We start from the raw sequence: 24,212 nt of genomic DNA on the forward strand, positions 1-24,212 counted from the left end.
TGTACATTATAATTTTACATCGATATTATCCTATGAATATATAATCTTCAGAAATTCACTTTACAAGTAAATTCTCTATCTGTTCAGGAGTAATCTCCTTCTGCGGATTAAAATGAGAAGATGCCATATATTCCAGGATGCTTTGTTTAAATTGAGCTGCTGATAATCTGTTATCCAAATCGGTATCCAGATCGATGCTGCAAACCATCAAATTACCTTTGCCTACTTTACCCTCAAAAAGTACACCGAGTTTCCTGTTTTTAAACCAGTCGTCGATGACATAGACCAAAGGTCTGAAATCATGAGGAAAATCATCCATTACCATAGCATTACAGCTTACAGCCAGATCTTTCCACTGAAAATCCGAATACCCGTCGTTAGGGAATGCCGCAAAAGCTGCATGAGCAGGATCACACAGGAAGCCTAAAGTCTGTGGGGGAACATTGTAAGTCCATGCTGTATTCCAGAAAATAGGAGTAAATGCAACCCGTATATCACCCCCTTTTTTCGGAGCTATCTTTCCATAAGAAAGAAACAAAACATTTTCTCCCTGATTCAACTTATCAATCGCCGTTTTATCCAGTTTATAAGTGATATAAGGCATTTTTTGTATTTCTTTCTTCCTGGCAGGATATACCCATATATTCCAACTATTAGCAATCTCTGTATTTTCTACATTCACCTTTAAGGTCAATTGGGTTGGGTCGGTAAAAGTATTCAGAGTAAATTCAATGCTACCTGCCTCTATCAGATTTCCAATAGGAAGATCATGTCTGAAAGAGCCGGATTTTACTACATTACCCTCTTTTGTCTCTACATTCCACAAGATAGAGGCATCCAGTAAAGGTTTTTCTCCAAAATGAGCAAATTCTATATTCGCCTTAAATTGCTCGTTATTGTTCCATATGAGCTTAGGCATCCTTGCCAAAGGCACTGTTTGATTACAAAATTCGCTGTATTCTTTACCGTCTACATATCCTTTACTTTCCCAGAAAGGATTCAGCACTCCCACCAATGCCGTTCCCTGACCAGGGAAATCATGTAAATCCAAGAGTTGAAATCCGGCAAAACCCGGAGTACGCAAAGCGGCTTCTATATCCATTTTATAACACAACGTCTGCAAACGACCGGAAGCATACAGAAACTTATCCGCCATGTCTCCCAGACCTTTTTCATTCAAGGTTTCTTTAAATATCTCAAAGTTCTTGGCTTTCAGTACACCTGTATATTTATCTATCTCTTTAAAGTCAGGATATACACACCACTGGCCGACCTCATGGCTTACCACCGGCATATCCTCAAGAATACGTTCTCTGAAATCATAGTCGGTACGGGGAGTATAAACATTCAGGATATTATCTATACGTCCAATTCCTCCTATACGGGGTTTATCTGTATTATAATAATCTGCATCCGGAACCAAAGGCCAGCCACCGGCACTTGTATATAGTCTTCTGCCATCGTGTTGTTTCCAGTAAACAACCAAATCATTCAAATAATTGACTTGATTATTACCCGACGGTTCATTACCATAGGCAAGCAGACAGAAAGAAGGATGGTTACCATATTCATTCAGGATACGGATACTTTCTTCTTTAATCCACTGATCTTGCTTGTTCCCATCGCCTACAGAAGTCCATCCGCCGCACTCGACCTGAAGATATACCCCCATACTATCTGCAACATGAAATGCAGCAGCAGGCGGGCACCACGAATGGAAACGAACGTGATTTAGACCGTAACTCTTGCAGGTTGCATAAATCTTTGCCCAATACTCATTATCCATCGCCGGATAACCAGTTTTGGGGAAAACGCAACATTCCAATGTTCCGCGAAGGAAGATAGGACGACCATTAATATCAAAATGGGTACCATTCGCTTTGAGTTCGCGAAAACCGAAATTTACATCTTTTCTGTTAACCCCATCCCGGGAAGACAAAACAGCCTGTAAACGGTACACATTCGGCGTAAATTCTGACCATAATTTGACATTATCTTTCCATTCAATGGTTGTTTCCACACAATTTCCGGCATTGGCCTCGATATCTATTTCTTTTTCCAATATAGATTGGCCTTCGAAAAGAACATTCAATGCCAAACGGGAACCTGCGGGTTTTCCATCCATGTAAACCTTGACGGTAGCCTTCTTTGCCTTTGCATCCGGATACACTTGTATATGATCGATGGCTAAAGCAGGTAGAGCCTGCATTTTTATCTCACCTATAACTCCGTTCCAGTTTGTCTGAGTGTGGTCAGAGACACTGTGAGCATTGGAACCGACATCTATATGTACACGATTATCCACTCTCAAAGACAATAAATGCTTGCCGGGAGCCAAAGAATTTATCAAATACCTATGAGGTACCTGAAGTGCATCTTGATGGCTTATTTTATTCCCGTCGATATATAAGGAAGTTTCCCAGTGGGTACGCTCAAATTCCAATAAAATACGTTTGTCGCTCCATGATTCCGGTATCTCAATCTCTTTTTGATACCATGCAACGCCTACATAATATTTATCAGGATTCAACCAGAACGGAACTTTTATATTGCCTGGTTCACGGTATTTTGCATACTCATCGGCTGTATACCAGGATTTATCCACTACAGAACCAGTCCATTGAGTATGAATACTGACATCATCACCTTTTCCTTGTTCCTGTAAAGATCCCGGCAACTGAACTTTGTCCGAAAGTTCTTTCATCTGCCATTGTTCACTGACCCCGATATCATCGGGGTCAAGTGCGAACTTCCACTCTCCTGCCAGAGAAAGCTCTGAAGGAGAGTTATTACAAGAAACTAAAGCTAATAATGTAGATACCAGCAGATAAAATATAGATTTTATATTCTTCTTTTTCATATTACTTATTTAAGATTCGAATCAATATAACATCATTCCAACTACTTCAAACCTTACATTGTCGGACCCTGGTTAGGAACTAACGGCCAACCCGGGTTCTGATAAATAGGCGAATTTGAAATATCATCACCAGGAGAAGTGATCATAAAATGTTGTATGGCAATCGGCGCGAGATAATGAGCCATGCTCCACTTATAACCATTCAAAGCTAATGATTTTGAATTAATTTCGTAAGGACGGAGATAAGAACTTATAGAAGGTGCCGACACATTTGCAGTCGGATCGTCCAATCCGTAAACCAACAATGTTCCACCTTCCGGTTTGTCATACCATGCCTGCATGGGTCCCCACAGTCTAAAACCTTCAATATGATAGGGTGTCGTTACCAGCTGATCCATAGATCTCCAACGCTTCAAATCCATATAGCGGAAACCTTCGGCCATCAATTCACTACAACGCTCCCTGCGAATATTATATAAAACCGGATCTATCAACTGACCAGCAGAATAGGCTCCCCAATCAAATTTCGCCTCTTCACTCATATTGGTAGCTGCTATAGTTTTATTATAGTCTTCATCTACAAATGCACGGTTTCTAAGTTGTTTCCAATAGCCACTAGCCACATTATCGACCGTTCCTGTTTTCTCATAGCATGCCTCCATATAATTCAAATAAGCCTCCGCTGCCCGGAAAATGATACTGCCGGTATATCCTAAAAAGTTACCGCAATGTTTTCCATCATAATTCAGACCTTTCCTCAATGCATACCCTGTTGAGTATGACCAACCCGCGCTTCCGTTTGTAATATCCGGAACAGGCTCTTTTATTGTACCATGCGTATTTTCCGGTGAATCATAAAGTATATTTGTTTGTCCGGGTTCCTTCAAAAACAACCACAATCTACCGTCTCTATTCTCTCTGACCTGTGAAATTTCCTCATCACCGGCATACGTTGAAGATGCATTATAGATAGGTAAACCATTTTTCATCAAAAATGTATTTACCATTCCTCGTGTAGGTCCAACACCATCATTTCCTCTCTGAGCCATTTGTACAACCCCATGTGTTACACCTAAGCCTTTACTATATTGCCGCCATAACAGCACTTCGCTAAAGCCGGACATATCTTCCGCACCGAACATATCGAAATAAGGATTCGTAGGATCCGCCAGCGTTTGCTGCAAAACACCATTATTATCAACCAACGGAATAGCATCGGCAACCTGTTTTGCAGATTCCATAGCCAATGAAAGAAAATAATCAATTTCTTTATCTATATCTCCCAGCGGATACAGATACCCAGTATTATAATCTTTATTTTTCCCGGGCCATCCTTCTCCATTAGGAACAAAGGCTGTATTTTTAAAATATTTCAACCAGGTACCTTCAAACAAAGCAACCCTCGATTTCACCAATAATGCACAATTTTTAGAAATACGATTTTTCTTATCATCCGGTTTATCTTTCAATAGAAAAATCGCAGAATCCAAATCTGAAATAATAGCCCGTGCCACTTCATTTCTGGGAGAACGTTTACTTGCCTCAGTCAACGCTTCTTTTTCATCAGGCAAAGTCGTTTTAATAATAGGAAAATCTCCGAACTCCTGAAGCTTTTTAAAATATTCAAAGGCTCTCAGAAAATACATTTCCCCTATATATTGCTTAATATTGGTCTCATCACCTTCCAATCCGCCTGCTTCCCACCGGGGAACCACATTCTGGATAAAATAGTTACAGCTATAAATCATATCAAAACTCCAGCTGCCTCCGGATTGAGCTACTTTCCATTGTCCCGGAACATATCTGTTATCATAGTTCTTATGCGCCATCTTATCCGTATGCATATCCATACCGTAAGTTCCATATCCTGAGCCGGAGTTGGAATGAGAGATCAAAATCGTGGAATACAGATTATTAGCGTATGAAGCTAATTGTGACTCTTCTGTTAAATAATTTTCGGGCGTCACCATGGTCAAAGGTTCTCTGTCAAGATAATCATTACACGCAAAGAATGTACCAACCATCAACACACCCGCTATCTTTTTCAATATACTTGTCGTTTTCATGCTATTCTATTTAAAAAGTAAGACTTAACCCAACTGATAATGTTTTAGAAAGGGGATAAACACTGCCATTCCATCCTCCATCAATAGTTTCGGGATCAAATGTCCCAAACATTTTAGTGCCAGTCCATAAATTTTCACCGGAAACATATACTCTTAACTTAGACACAAGGAATTTTTTTGTGATCAATTCCGGTAAAGTATATCCTAATTGTATATTTTTCAGGCGAATGTAAGCAGCATTCTGCAAGTAGCGGGATTGGGTTTGTTGATTCTTTGAAGTACTGAAATCAGGTCGTGGAAAATAAGAATCCAGATTCTGTCCCAATATATGATCAGGATTTTCTCTAAAATAATCCAGATGAGGAAGCATACAGGTCGATTCCCAAACAGAAGATGCAGCACCCCAGAAATAATAACTACTCTGAAAATAGTCTCTTTTCATCACTCCCTGGAAAAATGCACGAAAATCAAATCCTTTATAATCTAAATTCAAATCCAAACCGAATAAATACCGGGGAGTATTATTACCTATAACTTTCATATCTCCATGGTTCCCTTCCGTATTAGCTCCGTTATCGATTTTTCCATCTCCATTCAAGTCAGCATACATAATATCACCAGCTCCCCAGCGATTACCGATCGCATCCTGTCCTCCGTTAGGTAATGAAGCCAAATGGGCATCCATCTCTTCCTGAGTTTTTGCAATTCCTATCGTTTCATATCCCCATATTTCACCCAGCATCATACCTGCTCTGTATGTATCTTTATCCAAAGATCCTGTCTCATTCGGGTAACGTGTAATTTCTGTTTGAGAATCGGACAATAAGAATTTAACACCATAGCCAAGGCCGCATTTAAGCTGGTCATTCCAGCCAACGGATAATTCCCATCCGTATGTTCTTAAGTCTGTATTATTTGTTTGAGGAACCGCGGTTCCCAAAGTAACAGGTAATTCCGGCGCCGGTCCCACCATGTCGATTGTTTTTCTCGAATAAACATCCAACGAACCATTCAAGCGATTGTTTATCGCAGCAAAATCCAGACCGACATTCCATGTTTTTACACGCTCCCACGTCATAGTAGAGCTAACCAACCCCGGAGCAGCTGATGTGTTTGGTTTTATTCCATTCATCAACCAATCGCCATTGGATGCCTTAACCGTCATTGCCTGATAAGTCGGATACCAACTATCCGTATTTTGGTTGCCTAATTCACCATATGACCCCCTAAATTTAAACGTACTTATATATTCCTCCAGGTTAGACCAAAACGCTTCTCTGGCAACATTCCATCCGACAGAAAAAGAAGGGAACCAACTCCAACGGTTGTCTGCCCTAAAACGAGAAGTTCCATCGTAACGCAAATTGACTTCCAGTAAATATTTTTGTTGATAATCATAGTTAATACGTCCAAAAAAGCCTGCTGTCGCCCAATGATCAGAAGCTCCGTTCACAGATGGAGTAACTTCTGCTCCATAAACATCCAGGCCAGTCGTTAAATCAACCTCCGGCAAAGAAGGAATAATTATGCCTTCTCGTTGAAGTCCAAACACCTTCTTCTTCATTAATTCCGACTGAAATCCAATCATTCCTTTAAAATTATGTCCGGATTCCAACGACTTCGTATATTCCGTATATGCACTAAAATTTGTATAGTTTTCTTTTGCATGGTCTTCATGTACATGCGAGTTATTATTGTATGGGTAAGGCTTACCTTCCACATCATGATTATAAGTCTTTTGGATTTCCCAATGGGTGTTCGCATTTTTGATCCTATAATTAAAATCCACAAAAGTTTTCCAACCTTTAATAGGTTCCAAGACTACTTGGGCCTGCTGGTACAAGTAGTCTGTCTGGTATATACCAGAGCCGCCGTCCCGTAAATTCAAAGCAGGAGACGGAGACGCATACAAATTACCATTGGGGTCATACAACGGAAGAGTTGGCCATCCCTGACGTCCTAAATCATGAAAGAGATCATCCCGGAGAAAAGAAGGACGCTTCAAATCTTCCCTGATAAAACGATTGCTATAATTCAACTGTGCCCAATCGGTTATTTTTACATTAATCTTAGCTGTTCCCGTATATCTGTCATAAGTATCCTGGCTCAACTTCATCATTCCGTTCTGATCCAGATAGTTCATAGACACATAATAATTAACAGACTCATTTCCGCCACTCAAACTCAAATTATGTTCCTGAGAAAATACCCAGTTACGATAAACAACATCGTACCAATCTACATTATCATTTCCATAAAGATAGCCATCTCCCCACATCTTAGGATTACTCGGATTTACAGGTACAGAAGCAGTGAGTTTGCCACTCTGATAATCTTTAATCCGTTGCATCTGGTCATCTCCAAACTGTGGAGCAGCTCCACCATTGATACAAGCATCATTAAAATATGTTGCGAAAGTGTAGGAATCGGCCATCTGAGGCAATAAGACCGGATCACTCCATCGGAAACTATTATTATAATTTACTGTAGGCTTCCCACTTCTCCCCTTCTTAGTCGTTACTAAAATTACCCCAAAAGGTGCACGGGAACCATAAATCGAAGATGCCGCCGCATCTTTCAATACTGAAATATTTTCTATATCCTGAGGATTTATAGCATCAATATCCCCCTCCATTCCATCTATCAGAATAAGAGGACTACCACTCGATCCTTTACCGATTGTCGCGGTACCGCGAATATTCATACTTGCACGTTTTTCCAATCCTCCCATATTCTGAGATATCTGCAACCCCGGTACCAAACCTTGCAAAGCTTGGGCTGCTGTCATTACAGGACGTGATTCCAAAGCTTTTGCGTCAGCAATACCCACAGAACCTGTCAAGTTCACTTTTTTCTGGGTACCAAAACCTATTACAACAACTTCGTCAATCGACTCCGTATTTTCCTGCATGACTACGTTTATTTCTTTTTGGTTTGCAACATTTATTTCAACTGTTTGCATTCCTATATAAGAGAAAACCAAAACGCTGCCTCGTGGAACTTCCAGGCTAAATTTGCCATCCAAATCGGTAACAACTCCCTGTGTTGTTCCTTTTACCACTACAGAAACCCCTATTAAAGGCATTCCTGTCGCATCATGAACCACACCACTCACATTTTCATCTTGATTCATTACACTAATCTTCAGATTGTTATCCCCAAAAGCACAAGGGATAAATGCACCACATTGTAGAGAGACTGCCAGTAACAGCCGGACAGTTTTATGTCCAAACAGGAAATAGAAATATTTCCTCTTCTCATTATTCTCACTAATTTTCATAATACTAAAACGATTTAATTAATACTAGTCTATGATAATCTAAACATTCTTTCACCTAAAATTCTAATTAAATCCGGACTTAAGGATACTGTAAAGTAACATGGTTAGCTTTAAGTAACAAATAGATAAAATAATTATATAATGGACTATATTATGATATAAATTAACACACATCTCATATACCGAAACTCACACAATAAAGTCCCGTATTGCACAAATATGCACAACATATTTAATATTCAATATACAAACAGAGTTTTTAACAACACCTTTTAAACTATTCCATTTAATTCCAATATTTCATAAATGGACTATCCGCTTAAAAACGTCACTATTACCATATTACCTACTATAGATTCTGAAACATTGCCTGTTATCCTGTTTTAATCAGTAAATATCTTCCGGCTTTGCCTCATTCGAAGAAACTTTCCCCGTATGTAACCGAGCCAAAACATCCGATTCCATCGTGTTCGACGGACTAAAAGAGTCGCTTTTCATATATTCAAGCAGGCTGAAATATAATTGCCGTGCTTCCGGACGCTGTTTCCAGTCAGACAACAGGTCCATAGAGCAGAAAAGCAATTTACCCGGTCCGACTTTCACCTCGAACAGATTCGATAAACGGCGGTTATTCGCAAAATTATCGATCACTTCTACCAAGGGGGTCACGGCAGGCAGACTATCTGTCACGATCGTTTTAGACTGTTTCAACAACGGCCACCATTGCCAGTCGGTATAATTACCTGTCGGGAAATGGCCGAATGCCGGATGTGCCGCATCACATAAGATACCCATTGAACCCGCCTGTTTCGGAAAATGAACCGGACTCCAGAAAACCGGAACAAATTTGCCTTCCAGTCCTACCGTTTGCCTATAATCCGGATTATACAAGACTTTCTTCCCTCCTGCCAAAGCTCTTACGGCTTCATTCAGATCACGCGTAACGATGATCTCTCCTTTATCTAAATCCGGTTGAGCCGGATATACCCAAATACTCCATTCATTTTTATAAGGAGTGTTATCCAATACAACGGACAGGGTTAACCGGGCAGCCTCTGGTTGATTTAACGGGCTGGTAATCGTTTCAGGCAACTTATTCAATCCGATGGCAAGTGACGGACAAGTCATTGTCCCTTCATTCACCACTTTACCCTTGTCATCTTTCAAAGACCAGGAGACAGATTGATTTTTCAATTCTTTATCTGTAAAATTGGCAATCTCAACCGTAGCAGCAAAAGGCTCGTCATTGGTATAAACGGCTTTCGGAAAACGTACCAAAGGAGATACCGGAGAACTAGCCTGACGGAAAATCGCAGCATCGGTTACGCCTTTACTGTCCCAAAATGCGTCCAACAGACCTACCAAAGCAGTGCTTTGCCCCGGAAAATCATGCAAGTCGAGAAGCTGGAAACCGCTACATCCGGCCGTTTTCATCGCACGTTCAATCTCTTCTTTATATAAAAGGGCAGCCAGATAACCGGAAGCTTTCAGGTAATCGTCGGCTTTATCCAACAAACCTTTCTTTTCCAGTTCCTGTTTTACTCCTTTAAAGTTCAGAGGGTCGAGTACACCGGTATATTTTTCGATCTCTTTCAGGTTCGGGTATACCGAATATTGTCCGACCTCATGCGTGATCAACGGAACTGTCATTCCCTCCACAGAAGCTGTATAATCTTTATCGAACGAAGGAGACTGGGTATCGAAGACTCCCTGACCGCGTACCCAACCTTTTTTAGTCCATTGCGTAATAAAGAAATCATCGTCCGGTTCAGGCCAGTCGCCATGTCCACCTTCGAAAGTGAAAGAAGTGGTTGTATACAGATGACGCGGATCTTTAGCCTTCACATAACTCAGTAACCGGGAAAGGAAATTAAAGTCCGGTTGCAACTCATTCCCCAGACTCAGGAAACAAAAAGAGGGATGATTACCGTATTCAGACAGGATACGGTCAGCTTCAGCATACAAATATTCGTTTGTTTTCTGATCTTGTCCCACGCTTAACGACCAGAGAGGAAGCTCTACCTGTAGATAAAAACCTAAAGAGTCAGCAACCTGAAAAGCTGCTTCCGGCGGACACCAGGAGTGGAAACGCAAATGGTTCAATCCCCATTCACGGGCAGTCAGAAAGACTTTCTTCCATCCCTCGGGTTCCATTGGAGGACGCCCGGTGAGCGGGAAAACACAACATTCGAGCGTTCCCCGCAAGAAAGCTTTATTTCCATTCAACAGCAGGTCCGATTGATTATGCCGGAATTCGCGCATACCGAACTTCGTACTCCGCCCGGCTTTCACCGAACCGGCTTCGACCTTCAGATCCAATTGATACAATGTCGGAGTAAATTCATTCCATACCTGCATCGAGTCACCCATCGGGCAGGTGATGTCCAGCAACGATTCTCCCGATGGAAATTCCATATCACGCGTCACGGTTGTAATCGGGGTATTCTTCTGTTTTTGTACTACAGCCTGCAAAGAACCTTTTGTGGCCTCACCACGATTATTGATCCTACCTTTCACATGCACTTGTCGGCCGGAAACGTCCGGATACACTTGCAAATCTTCGATGGAAAGGGCATTTTTAGCCGTAAGAGATATTTCACCGATAATACCGTTCCACATGATCTGTGTTTCATTCGTATAGGCATGCGCCTTATCATCGATAGAAATATCATGTTGTTTCCGGTTATCGACACGGACTGTCAACTTATGTTTCCCCGGTGTCAGGTATTCCGTCAGATCAAAAATATGCGGACTGATCAGGCTCTCACAACGACCTGATACCGGCTTCCCATCTACCCATACCCTTGTCTGCCAGATAACACGCTCCAGCTTTAGTTCGATAGATTTCTCTTTCCAGTCCGATGGAATCGTTACTTCACGAGAATACCAGGCCGGACCGACATAACTGTTTTTACGGGTAAGATGAAATATCTGTGGTTTACTGATAGAAGGCGGCAAAGTGTTCGGAACACCATATCCTGCTTCGTCGGTCGTTCCCGGCAATCGGATTTTATCGGCAAACGAACGGTCGAACCATTTCTCCGATACACCGACATCGGTACTATCCATCGCAAATTGCCATTCTCCGGCCAAAGAGATCACCGACGATGCCTCCTTGCAAGAGGTAAACATCATCAATACAAAACATATAGATAAAAAATTCTTCAACATATCTATTAATTATTGATGTGCAAATTAGCTGTTCAGATCATCGGAAAAATCAAATCATCTCCCGATGTATCTGTACTCCCTGATGATTATTATCCATTTCAGCGGCAATATCGAAATACTTCATTGCCTTTTCGTTATTTCCTAATCCCAGGTGGCCTAATGCCATCAGGTAATTGCAATGAATACGGTTCTTTTTATTCATATCGTCTTCCCAAATCTGCAAGTCAGGTAGGGAAACGGCGAAATAATCCATCTTGAAAACATCGTAAACATGCTTTTCTCCGTAAGAGATCAGGTTATTGAAACGCCCCCGTGCTTCATCTTCGCGCCCCAACTTACGCAATGCCAGTCCCTGATAAAAGATCTTATCCGGCTTTTGGTCGTTGTAATACATAGCAGCTGCAGGCTGGCTGTTCCCGACACTTGCCTGAAGGAACAAAGTTTCCGCTTCCTGATCTTTACCCAAACCTTGCAAAGCACATGCCTTATAATAATTGAAATCGTTCTCCTGTGCACCGTACAACTTTCCTTCACCCATATTATGCGGATAAGTGAAACATTCTTCGATCAGGTTCAAGGCTTCCGGATATTTCCCTTCAGACAGCAACATCTTTACCAACTCTACACGGGCAAGCTGATACTGTGCAGGAACCTTTCCTTCCCCCCCTTCCCAGGGATGGAACTGGCGGGCATCGATCATACGGATCGCTTCTTCATATCGTCCCAACTGGTTGAGCAAGGTTATATATTCCAGATATAGATCGTCACGCAGGAAAGCGACCTCTTTATGTTTGTCGAGGAATGCAAGCCGGTCGGCATGCGAACGGTTAAGACGCTTATACAATTGATCGAGCTCCATCAGGACACGCGCATCTGTCGTATCGAGAGCAAAAGCCTTCTCCAACAAGACAACCGCCTCTTCTTGTTTACCCAGTTTATTGAAATAAGCCAATGAAAGGTTACGCAACACGGTCGGGAAAGTTTCATCCTGTTTTTTAGAAGCTTCCCAACAAGCAATCGCTTCCGGATACTGGCGTTTGTCATACCACAGATTACCCAGGTAATAAAGAGCCTTCGGAGTCTCGGCTGCAAAATCGATAACAGCCTGAAGAGCTTGAATAGCTTCCAGCGTATTCGGGAAACAACAATCAGGCTGTTGTTTTTCCGCCTCACGTATTGCCGCCAAAGCCTCTTCTTTCCTGTCCAGACGGATCAGGAACCAACTCTTATAATAATGCAACATCGTCTGATCGGAAACAGCTTGTCCGATAGCCGTATCAGCCACCTTCAACGCCTCTTCCCAACAACCCGCCGATGCATAATCGAGCGCCAGTTCTTCATAATTATGTCCTTCCGGACGCATCAAAGAGATCAATGCTTTCAGATCGGAATCCTCTCCGGTTATCAGATACTTTTCAAAACCACAGCCAAAGTTGAAACGATCGATACGTAACGAATCATCAATCAGAGCGATTGCCTCATCGTTCCGTCCCAGATGACGAAGGATAGCCGCCTTCAGATGGCGTCCCCGCAAGTTATGCCAGTTACGGAGCAGGGATTTATCTACTTCATAAAGCGCCTCTTCCCAATCTTCACGGGCAGCCGACAATTGAGCCAGTGAATAATAACCGGCATCCTGCCAGGCTGCATTCCAACAGGCTTTATAGAAATAATCATAAGCCTCTTCATTCTTTCCCTGATATTTCAGAGAGAGTCCCAGATTATACAGCGGTTCGCCGTCGTACGGGTTCGGATTCCGTTCTGTCAATGTCTTTACCGCCTGACGCAGATAAGGTTCTGCTTTGGCAAACTGCCCTTTGCGGATCAGCCACAGACCCATCGCATTATTATTACGCACATCGGTCGGATCGCGGCGGATGGCTTCCTGGTAATAATCCGTAGCCGAATAAGTGGCATGACGATACTGCTCCAGATGCAAACCGGTCAGATAGAGTTGTTCGGTTGTCCGTACATCTTCCGGGTCGAGCGCAGCTTTTGCAGGTTCGGGGACTTCTTTGATAACGTCCGGCTCCGGTTCCCACGTCAGTACCTGTTTTCCTTTCGCATTACAGATAGAAACCTTTACATCACATAAGTTATCGACAGGGACAAACTCCTCCAGTACGTTTTCCGGGGTTATATCGCGGGTTATATCGAGACAAATCTCCCCGGCTTTTTCGACAGTAATATGCAGACTTTTCTGTATTGATGTGGCAAAAACTTTTAATAAAGCGCCCTTTCCATCGGGTTCTATGTTCATCAAAAGATCGGAAGAAGCGTTCTTTACGACACCCAGTTCACGATAAGGCATGAAATACTGGGTAAAGGTCTTCTCTTCATAAGGTTGCAACCAGGTGAAATCAGGCTGGTTGTCGGTATAAACACCTGTCATCAATTCGATATAAGGTCCGTCAGCATCCGTCAGGTTACGGTCCCACGCCTGTCCGAAATCACCGTTACCCCAGGTCCACTGCTTTTTTCCCGGTGAAATGTGATGGTTTGCCACATGCAGGACACCGGCACGGGTATCATTTTCATAACCGCCAACAAAGTTATATTTGGAACGGATCGCCATATAGGAAGTCGGGACAGGTATATTCTTATAACGGGAAATATCCACACCTGCGGAATAATCCATCTTATAATAAGTGCCCGTTGCAATCGGATAACGGGAAACATCCCGTTTGCCATGATCGAATACAGCATTCACATCGGCAGGAAACACAGATTGATAGGCATCATTCACAGCTACAGCCGGATTCGCCCACCAGAGAAAAGTCTGTGGGATGGGTGTCGGATTGTACAATTTTCCCTGAATTTCCAACACTGCACGTCCCGGACGCAAGGTAAAACCTGCCATTCCTTTCTGATGGAACATCCGTTCACGCTCGCTCACCCAAACAATAGCACTGCCGTCGGCACACCGTTCAATTGTATAGTCGATCGGCAGGAACGTACTCGGCCGGTGATGCTGCGGCCAGTTGAACTCGATACCGCCTGAGATCCACGGTCCGGTCAGTCCAACCAAAGCCGGTTTGATGACATGGTTATAATAGATGAAATGGCGGTTTTTGATCTTGTCGTATGCCATTTGTACCCGTCCTCCCAACTCAGGCAGGATCATCACCTTTATATATTCATTCTCCAGATAAACCGCATGATAACTTTTCTCCTCACAGGTATCTTCTATCTTTTCCACTACCGGATAAGGATAAACCACTCCGCTGCTTCCCTGGTAGACACGCTTCTCCAGGAACATCGGATTCTTTTCGGCTTTGCCAATACCGTAGGTAGGAAGAAGGATATCTTCTTCCCAAACTTTCACATTTTCAGTCATTTCAGTATATTTATTTTGTTAATTCTTTTTCCAGTTCTTCCAGAGTTTTTCCTTTCGTTTCAGGAAGTTTTGCACGGATAAACAGAAATCCGCCCAGACAGATAAGGCCATACAACCAGAAAGTACCCGAAGCACCCACCACCTCATTCAGTATCGGGAAGGTATATGTCAGCAGGAAACAGGCCACCCAAAGGAAGAAAGTAGAGATCGCCATGGCCATTCCGCGTATCCTCACCGGGAATATTTCGGAAAGAACCACCCAAACAACCGGCGCCAGCGACATCGCATAGCAGGCTATCGCCATCACTACCAGCAGAAGCATCGGCCAACCGCTCATTTCCAGGAAGTAGCAGGTTCCCAATATGGCATAGATGATAGCCAGCCCCGCCGAACCGACAAACATCAGGGTACGTCTACCCCATTTATCCACAGTGTAAATGGCTACGAAAGTAAAGATCACATTGGTCACTCCTGTCACTACAATATTCATCAGCACATCGGAAACGGCATAACCGGCTTCCGAGAAGATCTCATGTGCATAGTTAAAGATCACATTAATACCACACCATTGCTGGAAGATCGCCAGAACGATCCCGATCACCAGCACATTACGGACACCCGGTTGCAACAGGGCACCCCAGTTCGCTTTTTCTTCTTTTTTACCGGTCAGTTGAGCCAGTTCATTCAGCGTCTGATCAGCATATTGCTCACCACCGATACGCGACAGGATGGTTCGTGCCTGCGCCGTCTTCTGTACGGTAGCCAGCCAGCGCGGGCTCTCCGGAATAATAAACGAAAGGACAAAGAATAATCCTGCCGGAATCAGTTCCGCCCAGAACATCCACCGCCATGCCCATTCGATACTATTATCTGTCAACGTTTCACCGCCCTGTGTAAAATATTCACCAATCTGCCAGTTTGCCAACTGCGCCATCAGGATACCTAAAACGATTGTCAGCTGATTCAGGGAAACGAATTTTCCCCGAACAGAAGCCGGAGCGACCTCTGCAATATATACCGGCGAAACATTCGAAGCAATCCCGATACCGAACCCGCCTATTATACGGTAAATGATAAACCAGGTAAAACTATCGACCGCTCCTGTCCCATAAGCAGACCATACAAAAAGAAAAGAAGCGATGATCAACATCTTTTTCCGTCCATACTTATCACTCCATTCACCGGACAGTAATGCACCGACCAGGCAACCGATCAAAGCACTGCTCATAGCCCACCCACGAAGAGCAGCAGAGCCTTCCAATCCAAAGAACGGTTCATAGAATATCTTTGCGCCACCGATTACCACCCAGTCGTAACCGAACAGCAATCCTCCCATGGCTGAGACAAGACAGATAAGTAATAAATAAGCAGTTGTTCGCTTCATGACAATAGAATTAAAGTTATGGTGCAAAGAAACAGTCTTTCCGTAAATAGTGAAATAGATAAAACAGACTTAAAGATGGACAATTTTACGATTTAATTATATCTTTGCATTCTGAAGTTACGAAAAGAGTGTAATTTATTGGAAATGAGCGTAGGTTAATTGCTCTTGATAGTAATAGGTTACGATTTAGTTAGTTATCTACTGCATTATCCTTCTGCGCGTTGCGTAACCTTCAAAGAACTCTTCGTATGCAAAAGTAGCTATTTAATTCGAGATTTTGATATAAACTCCCGTTTTTTATCCCCTCATTCATAAGAATTTTCCGTAAAAGCGGTATTGTCCGTCGGCACACCATTGCCCAAAACGAGTTTGGAACAAACGTGTGCCGACTACCGCATAGCTGGAGAAAAGGGCATTGCCTCACGCCTAAACGATGTTTAGACAGATGAAGCAATGCCCCTTTCTTTTGCGCCTATGCCAAGAGGTGCTTTTACGGGTTTTCAAATGATTTTTCTTTTTTCGCTGTCTCTTTTGCCGGAAGCGGAAAGTGAATGCAGAGTGTGTCAGCCTGCCCCATGAATGAAACAGGCGCCCACACACAGCCGGACAAACCGGGAAGAATGATTGTTGCCACCCGGCTGAACAAGTTCCGTCGGATCGGAAACAATCATACTTCCTTTGTTGTGGTTTGCCCTTTTCACGCTTCCGGTGATGTCTTTTTCCTTTTGGTGATTCTTTTTTTTACGGATTTTCCCCTGAAGTTTTTTTCTACACAATCTGCCTCTGTTTTCGTTTACCTCCATTTTGCGCCTTTCAGTAAGCCGCATCAGTCAGTCATTTTCGTTCTGGGCGCAAAGGTAATTCCGGGATTGGACGGGAAAGCAAGGTCAAGCCTCCTGTTTTCGGTAAAAATCTCCAGCCCTGCGGGTAGTATTTTGACCGAAAAACCTTGCATTCCCTAATCCCTACCTTTTCAAGCACCCGAAACGAAAACGACCGATGCGACAGAAAGACGCATAAAAAAAATGTCGGATAAACGAGAGGCAGATAAGATAGTTTGAAACTCAACTCCCTCAGCTCTTGAATCCGCATTAAAAACAAAAAAATCAAAAACAGCGAAGATATGACGGCAACGGCAAATTTCAGACAAATGGCGCAACACATCGGGTTGGCGATATGCGGCTTGATGATGCGCACCGCCTTCGGGGTGTTCGGCATCCTTTGGGGCATCATCAGAGAGATTGTAAACGGAGTGTTCCGAGTGGCGATAGGTGTAATCGTGGCTATCCTTTCCACCATTGCCTTCTTTGGCTTCATCCTTTGGTTATTCACCCTTTAACCCTTACCGACATGGCAAAAAGAAACAGCAAGACGGCAGCGCAGCAGTGCAGATATTACGAGGTGGACAACATCTTCGTGTATATGGTGGAAACGTACATCAACGGCAATTTTGAAACTTTCCGAAGATTGTACCACGAACTGAACAAGGACGCACGGAGGGATTTCATGGACTTCCTTCTCAGCGAGGTAGAGCCGACCTATTGGAGAGAGATACTGAAACAGATAATCTAAAAATGACAGCGATATGAAAGGAACAGACCATTTCAAGAGAACGATATATATGTACTTGGAACAGCGTGCGGAGGAAGATGCGCTATTTGCAAAGAAGTACCGCAACCCTGCCAAGAACATGGACGAGTGCGTGACCCACATTCTGAACTATGTGCAGAAAAGCGGTTGCAACGGTTTCACGGACGGAGAGATATTCGGGCAAGCCATCCACTACTATGAGGAAAACGAGATAGAGGTGGGCAAACCGATGGACTGCCAAGTGGTTGTGAACCACGTTGTGAAACTCACGGCAGAGGAAAAGGCGGAGGCACGTCAGAACGCTGTCCGCAAATACCAAGAGGAGGAACTCCGCAAGTTGCAGAACCGCCACAGACCGTCAGCGAGAAAAGAAAACCAACCCCAACCCTCATTATTTGATTTAGGCTTATGAAACCGAAGACCAAGATACAGAAAGAGGTGGCAAGACTTTCCGCCAACCTTCGCCCCATATCAGCGACACAAATAGATTGGGCATACCGCCACTGCGTTGAGCATATCGGCTACCGCACCAAGAAAGGGAACATCACCTGTTCCGACTGCGGTCACGAGTGGCACAGCGACAGCGGACTATGCGACACCCTTGAAGGCTGCACCTGCCCCAAATGCCATGCCGAACTCAAAGTGCAGGACACACGCAGACGCATCTACAAGGAAACGCAGAATTTCAGCGTGATAACCACCTGCAAAGGGTATCAGGTAATCCGCGTGGCGCAGGTCAGATGCGAGAGCAGGAAAGGCGAACCGATGCGTTTCTACTGCCACGAGGTCGTGCAGCGTTGGATTTCACCCGACGGCAAGGTTACGGACATGGCGTTGCTCCGTGGCTTCCTTTTCTGCTATTGCGATGTGTGGGCATTAGGCAGCGATATGGAGGTAAGACCGCACAACAGCCTATACGATGATGTGGTGGCAAGAAGCTGTGCATATCCAAAGATGAGGATATTGCCCCAACTCAGACGTAACGGCTTCAAGGGCGATTTCCACGGCATCTCCCCCGTGCGTCTTTTCAAAGCCTTGCTTTCAGACCCAAGAATTGAAACCCTTATGAAAGGCGGTGAGATTGAGGTCATGAAACACTTTCTTTTCAATACCCGTACTGCCGATGAATGTTGGGCATCATATCTGATTGCCAAGCGTCACAAGTATCAGATAGACAACCTCTCAATGTGGTGCGACTATCTGCGTATGCTCAAAAAACTCGGTCAAGACCTCCGTAACCCGAAGAACATCTGTCCCGAAGATTTCATGGCGGCACACGACAACGCAACCCGAAAAATTGAAGCCATACACGAGAAGGAAAGAGCCGCAGAGCAACGCCGTTGGGAGATTGAAAGGCGTGAGCGTGAGCAACAGCGACAACTCCAACGAAAGAAAGATGCGGAGGATTTCATCGCCAACAAATCCAAATTCTTCGGCTTGGTAATCACGGACGAGGAAATAATCGTCAAGGTGCTTGAAAGCATAGACGAGTATTACAACGAGGGCAAGACGCAGGGCATCTGCGTGTTTGGCAGTGGATACTACAAGAAAGCCGACACCCTCATACTATCGGCAAGGATTGGCGATGAGATTATTGAAACCGTAGAGGTGGACTTGCGAACCCTCGAAGTGGTGCAGTGCCACGGCAAGCACAACCAGGACACCGAATATCACGAGCGCATCATAGACCTTGTGAACAAGAACGCCAACCTTATCCGTGAGCGGATGAAAGCGGCATAGCATAACCCCTAAAACAACATTGATATGGAAGTAAGAATTGAAAGTATGATTTGTGTGTGGGATGATGCAATCCCCACGATGTTCCTTGAATTTGTGAACCTCCTCACTCTCACAACGAGTGAGGGGGAATTGAGAAAGAGCGTAAAGGAGTTTGCCGAGAAGCACGAACTTGACAAGTTTTTCCTTTACGGCTTCGGCTCACACCATTTCTACCTGCACCAACGCTACACAAGCAACCCCGAAATGGTGATGAAGAACAGAGTTCTGTCAGTACATTTTTAACCATCTAAAAAGCAACATTATGACAACACGAATGACCATCAACGGAGTAAGCACCTGCGCGGAAGCAGGTACGGAGAAATACGAGCGTTTCCAATCGGGTATCGGAAGACGCAGGCGGACACTTGTGCAGTACGACTACCGCCACCCCATAGACAGAGAATTGTTCTCTTGTGTCAAACCCACGTTGGACGAGTGCCGAGCCGCACGGGACAAGTGGCTGAACGCAAAGAAGGGAAAGGAGGACAGACTATGAACACGACCTATCAAACGCTGATAGTCAAGTTCAGCGAACCTATCACGGCATTGGACGGTATCTTTGACGATACCGGAGCGTGGGGAACGGACACCCTCAAGGGGTGGATAGATGATTACGAAAGCACACGTTTCACCGCCACCGACAGCCATACGGCAGTCATCACGAGCGAGTACAATATGGAATGTGTGAAAGAGTGGCTACAACGGCAGACCCCCATTTCCGAAATGCGAGAATTTTGAACGGGATGGCGGTGTCCGCACCGCCAATACTTAAAACCCTAAAAACAAAAGATATGATAGCCAAGACGATATTACAGCAGATAGGCGGAAAACGCTTCACCGCCATGACAGGTAGCCGTGATTTCATAGATATGGGCAACGGCTTACGGATGAGCCTTGCAAGGAACAAAACAAGTGCCAACCGCCTTGACATCATCTATGACGAAGGGGCAGACCTCTACAATATGCGCTTCTACCGCAGGACGTTCAGCAAAAAGACCTTTGAGTGCAAGACAAAGGACATTGCCGTACACGAGGGTATCTATTTTGATATGCTGGAGGAAATGTTCACGATGGTGACGGGACTTTACACACGCTTTTGAGTGGCGGGGCGGCGAGAGCCGCCCTACTTTCTTTCAGTGAGCATGATGGCGGACAAAGAAAGTAGCAAAGAAACCTTTGTCCAATCTGCGATAACTAAAAAATCCGCAAGTAAAACTTGCGGAGGCTATATATTGGGTCGTTATTTTTTGGTGGAGGGGAATGATAATCTCGAACCGTTGAACTACACATTTCTGCTTCGTCTCCATTTCCCCCAACGATTTGATACGTTCAATCATTTTTGTTGTTCCTTTCTGAATTTTCCTAAATACTTTCTTCATAATTTCGCTATACTTTTTATGGTTAATAACTATGTTTTGTATTGCTCTCACAACACTTACAACTTGAAGTGTTATTTGGAAACCGATAGGCAAAAATGGCTCAACGATGTCAATTAACGAGAAAATCCTACGATAATCTATCAAGTGATAGAGCAAAAGACGTGCCAAGTTAAATATGGCACGTCTTTTGCCAGTTTTGTCAGTCCTTTTATGGGATATACAACAGCGCAAACTCCGCCTTTCTCCGTTTGAGCAGCATGGCGTGGCGTTTTCCTTTGTAGTTGCAGAAGGCTATATACTCACGGTAGATGTTCCTGTCACCAGCTTCCAGCTTCTTGATTAAGGTGCTTTTGGGGATTGTTTTGCTGCCTAACAGCTTCGCCGGTCCCACATTGTAAGCTAACGTGCCAAGCAAAATCGAATCAACCCCGAATTTACGGAACATGGCGACAAATTTGCGCAGGTCTTTCCGCAAAAGTTCATCCGCATCCCGTTTTGTCATGGTTCGTGCCGAATACTTCTCGTTTGGCAAAAGTTTGTGACCCCAACCGACGTATGGGTAGTGTTTTTCTGAGTGCCAGCCTTCAAAGTAGCGGCAGCATAAAAAAGCACGTTCCATAAGCGGCAGTCGGTAGATTGCCGCCTGCCCGTCCGTTCCCTCTTGGCGGCTGATCTGCGCGGACACAGAACAGACCGTCAGAAGTGAACAGAGCATTGTCATGAATACACGCATCATTTCAACAAGGGGCTGAAGTTGCCGATGGGAACGATGGTAAGATCGTCGTCCTTTACATTCCTGTTGTTGAAGTCAAATTCCAGTTCGTAGGAGTTGCTAAAGTTATCCTCCACCACCACGATGAAATTATGCGCCTCATCACCCGCCGCCGTGTAGTACAGGCGGAATTTTTCGTTCTCCAGCAGGTAGCGGTCGTTAGGCAGGAAGGTGATGCCGTTATCCATTTTGAGCGAGCCTTCCCCCTCGAACTGGAAATAGCGGATGGTATAGAGCGTACCCGAAAAGTCGCCCTCCTTTTTCAGTTCACAGCGGATTTCCACTGTCTGCCCCTTTACTACCTTGTTCGGCACGGGCATGACCTCCACCGTGAAGGGATAGGACTGCTGGATGTCCATGTCATCGTCACATGACACGAGGGTGAATGACATGGCGGCTATCAGGCATAACGCCACTGCCTTGAATATTGATGTTCTCTTGTTTCTGTTGTTCAGTATGTTCATTGTTCTTCGATTTTTAGATGGTTGTTTTTCTGTTTTTTCGTTGTCAGTTGCAGGTACTCGTTCAAGTCCTTGCAACCGTCATAGAGGGAGGAACGGTCGGTGACACGTTCCCCGTATCGCATGGTAAGTGCGGCAAGCGTCCGCCGTCCGGCTTCGTCACGGTCGAGGAAGCAGCCGATGCGCCCGTATCCGTCCAGCAATCCCGCCGCCTTCTCCACGTTGGCGACTGAGTTCAGCACAAGACAGTCAGCGTTACCGGTTACACCAAGCGTCACGGCAGAGAGAAAGTCCATGAAGCCCTCGAACACGAGGCACTCGTCAGCCGGGATGTCATTCGCCTTTACCAGTGATACAGACTTCGGAGGTATGCAACCCTTGAAATATCGGCTTCTGACTTCATAGCCACCTGCCATGTTCGGAAAGCCAACGGCAAAATACCGTTTCCCACGCACACCGTAGTTCAAGCGGCAGCAGTGACGGGATGCGATGGCGTAAGGGATGCCCCGTTCCTCTAAATACTCCGTCAGCAGTGAGCGGAGCAGCGGAGCGACCTCCACATCCTCAAAAACGGATTCGGTCGGCTTCGAGAGATAGACGGGCTTTTCCCATCCGGCAACCGTCATATTGGCGGCTTCCGCTATGAACTTCGCTTGCTTCATGAAGTCATCGCTTTGCAGAAACTCCCCGGCAAGCGTGAAGATGTCGCCGCCCTTGCCCAAACCGAAGTCGTACCAGAGCTGTTTCGCCACGTTCACACGGAAAGAGGATGTGCGCTCGCCCCTGTACGGGGCAAGATACCACAGCTCGTTACCGCTCCTTCTGACAGGCTCATGCCCCAGCCGTGCGAGAAAATCCGCAAGCGGCATCCTTCTGACAGCATCTATTTCCGTCCTTTCCATGCCCGTGTCAGTTGATGATGAACTTGATACCGACCCCGAACTGCGTGTGGAACTTCCGTGTGTCGCCACCCCAAAGGCAACGCTCCCGCAGGTTGGCAAGCAGGGCGATACGGTCTGCCACGTAACACTCCACATCGAGCGTCAGCGCACCGCCGTAGATGAAGGCGTCCCGGTCGTGCAGCGTGGAGCCGTCATGCAGCACCTTCTTCCCCCAATTTACCGCCTCATATCCGGCGAGAGCCGAAGCCCCGGCATAGACGAAAACAATCTTTCGGGCGTCCGACAGTATCTTGAAGTAATAGCCGCCCTCCGCCGTGAACTGCGCCACGGGTATCTTGGTGTCCTTGTAGGGATTGTTCTTCAACAGGTATTCGCCACCGAACACCCACTTGTTCCCCTTCTTCGTGTAGGTGGAGAGAGCCGCCCCGAAGCTGTACCCGCCGTCCTTGCCGCCGAGATTGAAGCCGTCCGCCATGTCCGCCCTCACCTCGATGCCCTGCATCTTCGGCAGACACCGCTGGGCGTGCGCCTGCCCTGTAAAAAGGGCAAGCGACGCGATGATTATTGCGATGTACTTTCTCATGGTCAGCGTACTTGAAGTTCGTTGATGGTACCCGCGCGTACCAAATCCTCGTTCTCAATCACGAAGGACTGGTGACGGCCGCCGTTCTTCTCGTTCAATTCCACCACGAGGCACTTGTCATCGGGGATGGTGAACTTCGCCATCGTGAAGACCGTGCGCTCGCTCTTTTTGCCCGGCACGAGGGTGGCGTAGTTCTGCGCGCGGAGCGGCAGAATAATCTGCTCCTGCACGGCAGTACGCTTCGCAACCTTCTTGTCCACGATTTTCCAAGTGATGTAGTCCACATCGAAAGGCACGTTGCTCTGGTTCTTTATCTCCGTGTGGAAATAAAGCAAGCCGTTGTGCGTGTAGATGCCTTTCAACAGGTATTGGATGCCGAAACGCTTGCAGCCGATATGCTTCACCTCGCGCTTGTTCTGTTTGTGGATGGACTTCATGATAAGGCGCACCAGCATCGGGCTTTCGCTGCCCAGCTCTTTCAGATAGATTTCCTGCGCGTTGTTCGGGCGGTTCACCGTGCTGCCGTCATGGATGAAGTCGCACATCTCCACGTTGAGCAACAGCGGTTCGGCGGCGTACTTCACGTGTAGGCTAAGCACCCAGCGCCTTGCTGTATTTCTACAGTAGGTTTCCAAATACTCGCCTCCA

21 protein-coding genes are annotated in these 24,212 nt (G+C 45.2%); 9 read left to right on the plus strand and 12 right to left on the minus strand.

Annotated features, from left to right (window positions below):
- Window positions 1–55: 55 nt before the first annotated feature.
- The 6 genes from IEY67_RS23550 to IEY67_RS23575 all read right to left on the minus strand — a co-directional run bounded on the left by IEY67_RS23550 (window position 56) and on the right by IEY67_RS23575 (window position 16,098).
- Window positions 56–2,860 (minus strand): DUF8487 domain-containing protein, encoded by a 2,805-nt coding sequence (locus IEY67_RS23550; RefSeq protein WP_183672041.1) that lies wholly within the window; start codon window positions 2,858–2,860, stop codon window positions 56–58.
- Window positions 2,861–2,913: 53 nt separating this feature from the next.
- Complete coding sequence (locus tag IEY67_RS23555; RefSeq protein ID WP_183672042.1) at window positions 2,914–4,926, minus strand: RagB/SusD family nutrient uptake outer membrane protein; 2,013 nt, start codon at window positions 4,924–4,926, stop codon at window positions 2,914–2,916.
- Between the two features lie 10 nt (window positions 4,927–4,936).
- Window positions 4,937–8,206 carry a SusC/RagA family TonB-linked outer membrane protein gene (locus IEY67_RS23560; RefSeq protein WP_122353541.1) on the minus strand — a complete coding sequence of 1,090 codons (3,270 nt, stop codon included), beginning with the start codon at window positions 8,204–8,206 and terminating at the stop codon, window positions 4,937–4,939.
- Between the two features lie 387 nt (window positions 8,207–8,593).
- The gene (locus tag IEY67_RS23565) at window positions 8,594–11,377 is read right to left on the minus strand and encodes a glycoside hydrolase family 2 protein (RefSeq protein WP_183672043.1); all 2,784 of its coding nucleotides are present in this window, start codon (window positions 11,375–11,377) and stop codon (window positions 8,594–8,596) included.
- 49 nt (window positions 11,378–11,426) lie between these two features.
- Window positions 11,427–14,714 (minus strand): DUF5107 domain-containing protein, encoded by a 3,288-nt coding sequence (locus IEY67_RS23570; RefSeq protein WP_183672044.1) that lies wholly within the window; start codon window positions 14,712–14,714, stop codon window positions 11,427–11,429.
- Window positions 14,715–14,724: 10 nt separating this feature from the next.
- Window positions 14,725–16,098, minus strand: a complete 1,374-nt coding sequence (locus IEY67_RS23575; protein WP_122376263.1) for a sugar porter family MFS transporter — start codon at window positions 16,096–16,098, stop codon at window positions 14,725–14,727.
- Between the two features lie 575 nt (window positions 16,099–16,673).
- Here IEY67_RS23575 and IEY67_RS23580 point away from each other — a divergent pair.
- From IEY67_RS23580 to IEY67_RS23620, 9 genes are all read left to right on the plus strand, one after another.
- Entirely contained in the window at window positions 16,674–17,060 is a 387-nt protein-coding gene (locus tag IEY67_RS23580) for a hypothetical protein (RefSeq protein ID WP_009126113.1), read from the plus strand.
- A 161-nt stretch (window positions 17,061–17,221) separates the two neighbouring features.
- On the plus strand, window positions 17,222–17,437 hold the full coding sequence (locus IEY67_RS23585) for a hypothetical protein (RefSeq protein WP_004291535.1): 216 nt from the start codon (window positions 17,222–17,224) through the stop codon (window positions 17,435–17,437).
- A gap of 11 nt (window positions 17,438–17,448) precedes the next feature.
- On the plus strand, window positions 17,449–17,670 hold the full coding sequence (locus tag IEY67_RS23590; RefSeq protein ID WP_004291534.1) for a hypothetical protein: 222 nt from the start codon (window positions 17,449–17,451) through the stop codon (window positions 17,668–17,670).
- A 13-nt stretch (window positions 17,671–17,683) separates the two neighbouring features.
- Entirely contained in the window at window positions 17,684–18,100 is a 417-nt protein-coding gene (locus IEY67_RS23595) for a PcfK-like family protein (protein ID WP_004291533.1), read from the plus strand.
- Window positions 18,097–19,428, plus strand: coding sequence for a PcfJ domain-containing protein (locus IEY67_RS23600; protein WP_004291532.1), 1,332 nt, complete (start codon window positions 18,097–18,099; stop codon window positions 19,426–19,428). The genes IEY67_RS23595 and IEY67_RS23600 overlap by 4 nt, the downstream gene beginning before the upstream one ends.
- A gap of 24 nt (window positions 19,429–19,452) precedes the next feature.
- Window positions 19,453–19,710 (plus strand): DUF8466 domain-containing protein, encoded by a 258-nt coding sequence (locus IEY67_RS23605; RefSeq protein WP_004291531.1) that lies wholly within the window; start codon window positions 19,453–19,455, stop codon window positions 19,708–19,710.
- Window positions 19,711–19,729: 19 nt separating this feature from the next.
- Entirely contained in the window at window positions 19,730–19,963 is a 234-nt protein-coding gene (locus IEY67_RS23610; RefSeq protein ID WP_004304291.1) for a DUF3873 domain-containing protein, read from the plus strand.
- Entirely contained in the window at window positions 19,960–20,205 is a 246-nt protein-coding gene (locus IEY67_RS23615) for a DUF6956 domain-containing protein (protein WP_004291529.1), read from the plus strand. Before IEY67_RS23610 ends, IEY67_RS23615 begins: the two co-directional genes overlap by 4 nt.
- A gap of 53 nt (window positions 20,206–20,258) precedes the next feature.
- A complete protein-coding gene (locus IEY67_RS23620) occupies window positions 20,259–20,567 on the plus strand; it encodes a hypothetical protein (RefSeq protein ID WP_004304290.1) in 309 nt (102 codons plus the stop codon).
- Window positions 20,568–20,600: 33 nt separating this feature from the next.
- Here the strand turns inward: IEY67_RS23620 and IEY67_RS25395 are convergent, their stop codons facing one another.
- From IEY67_RS25395 to traN, 6 genes are all read right to left on the minus strand, one after another.
- Window positions 20,601–20,990: a hypothetical protein gene (locus IEY67_RS25395; protein ID WP_004291527.1), complete on the minus strand. Its 390-nt coding sequence runs from the start codon at window positions 20,988–20,990 to the stop codon at window positions 20,601–20,603.
- 64 nt (window positions 20,991–21,054) lie between these two features.
- The gene (locus IEY67_RS23635; protein ID WP_004291526.1) at window positions 21,055–21,582 is read right to left on the minus strand and encodes a glycoside hydrolase family protein; all 528 of its coding nucleotides are present in this window, start codon (window positions 21,580–21,582) and stop codon (window positions 21,055–21,057) included.
- Window positions 21,579–22,082: a DUF3872 domain-containing protein gene (locus IEY67_RS23640; protein ID WP_004291525.1), complete on the minus strand. Its 504-nt coding sequence runs from the start codon at window positions 22,080–22,082 to the stop codon at window positions 21,579–21,581. The genes IEY67_RS23635 and IEY67_RS23640 overlap by 4 nt, the downstream gene beginning before the upstream one ends.
- Entirely contained in the window at window positions 22,079–22,981 is a 903-nt protein-coding gene (locus IEY67_RS23645; RefSeq protein ID WP_004291524.1) for a DUF8464 domain-containing protein, read from the minus strand. The genes IEY67_RS23640 and IEY67_RS23645 overlap by 4 nt, the downstream gene beginning before the upstream one ends.
- Window positions 22,982–22,988: 7 nt before the next feature.
- Entirely contained in the window at window positions 22,989–23,564 is a 576-nt protein-coding gene (locus IEY67_RS23650) for a conjugal transfer protein TraO (protein WP_004291523.1), read from the minus strand.
- Between the two features lie 2 nt (window positions 23,565–23,566).
- The coding region (traN, locus tag IEY67_RS23655; protein ID WP_229801187.1) for a conjugative transposon protein TraN at window positions 23,567–24,212 on the minus strand (646 nt) is incomplete at its 5' end.

The sequence above is a fragment of the Parabacteroides faecis genome (assembly GCF_014647375.1).
Taxonomy (GTDB): domain Bacteria; phylum Bacteroidota; class Bacteroidia; order Bacteroidales; family Tannerellaceae; genus Parabacteroides; species Parabacteroides faecis.

Bases quoted from the DNA above. Each gene is read 5' to 3' on its own strand.
- IEY67_RS23550 (WP_183672041.1), bottom strand. From the start codon at position 2,860: ATGAAAAAGAAGAATATAAAATCTATATTTTATCTGCTGGTATCTACA.
- IEY67_RS23555 (WP_183672042.1), bottom strand. From the start codon at position 4,926: ATGAAAACGACAAGTATATTGAAAAAGATAGCGGGTGTGTTGATGGTT.
- IEY67_RS23560 (WP_122353541.1), bottom strand. From the start codon at position 8,206: ATGAAAATTAGTGAGAATAATGAGAAGAGGAAATATTTCTATTTCCTG.
- IEY67_RS23565 (WP_183672043.1), bottom strand. From the start codon at position 11,377: ATGTTGAAGAATTTTTTATCTATATGTTTTGTATTGATGATGTTTACC.
- IEY67_RS23570 (WP_183672044.1), bottom strand. From the start codon at position 14,714: ATGACTGAAAATGTGAAAGTTTGGGAAGAAGATATCCTTCTTCCTACC.
- IEY67_RS23575 (WP_122376263.1), bottom strand. From the start codon at position 16,098: ATGAAGCGAACAACTGCTTATTTATTACTTATCTGTCTTGTCTCAGCC.
- IEY67_RS23580 (WP_009126113.1), top strand. From the start codon at position 16,674: ATGAATGAAACAGGCGCCCACACACAGCCGGACAAACCGGGAAGAATG.
- IEY67_RS23585 (WP_004291535.1), top strand. From the start codon at position 17,222: ATGACGGCAACGGCAAATTTCAGACAAATGGCGCAACACATCGGGTTG.
- IEY67_RS23590 (WP_004291534.1), top strand. From the start codon at position 17,449: ATGGCAAAAAGAAACAGCAAGACGGCAGCGCAGCAGTGCAGATATTAC.
- IEY67_RS23595 (WP_004291533.1), top strand. From the start codon at position 17,684: ATGAAAGGAACAGACCATTTCAAGAGAACGATATATATGTACTTGGAA.
- IEY67_RS23600 (WP_004291532.1), top strand. From the start codon at position 18,097: ATGAAACCGAAGACCAAGATACAGAAAGAGGTGGCAAGACTTTCCGCC.
- IEY67_RS23605 (WP_004291531.1), top strand. From the start codon at position 19,453: ATGGAAGTAAGAATTGAAAGTATGATTTGTGTGTGGGATGATGCAATC.
- IEY67_RS23610 (WP_004304291.1), top strand. From the start codon at position 19,730: ATGACAACACGAATGACCATCAACGGAGTAAGCACCTGCGCGGAAGCA.
- IEY67_RS23615 (WP_004291529.1), top strand. From the start codon at position 19,960: ATGAACACGACCTATCAAACGCTGATAGTCAAGTTCAGCGAACCTATC.
- IEY67_RS23620 (WP_004304290.1), top strand. From the start codon at position 20,259: ATGATAGCCAAGACGATATTACAGCAGATAGGCGGAAAACGCTTCACC.
- IEY67_RS23635 (WP_004291526.1), bottom strand. From the start codon at position 21,582: ATGATGCGTGTATTCATGACAATGCTCTGTTCACTTCTGACGGTCTGT.
- IEY67_RS23640 (WP_004291525.1), bottom strand. From the start codon at position 22,082: ATGAACATACTGAACAACAGAAACAAGAGAACATCAATATTCAAGGCA.
- IEY67_RS23645 (WP_004291524.1), bottom strand. From the start codon at position 22,981: ATGGAAAGGACGGAAATAGATGCTGTCAGAAGGATGCCGCTTGCGGAT.
- IEY67_RS23650 (WP_004291523.1), bottom strand. From the start codon at position 23,564: ATGAGAAAGTACATCGCAATAATCATCGCGTCGCTTGCCCTTTTTACA.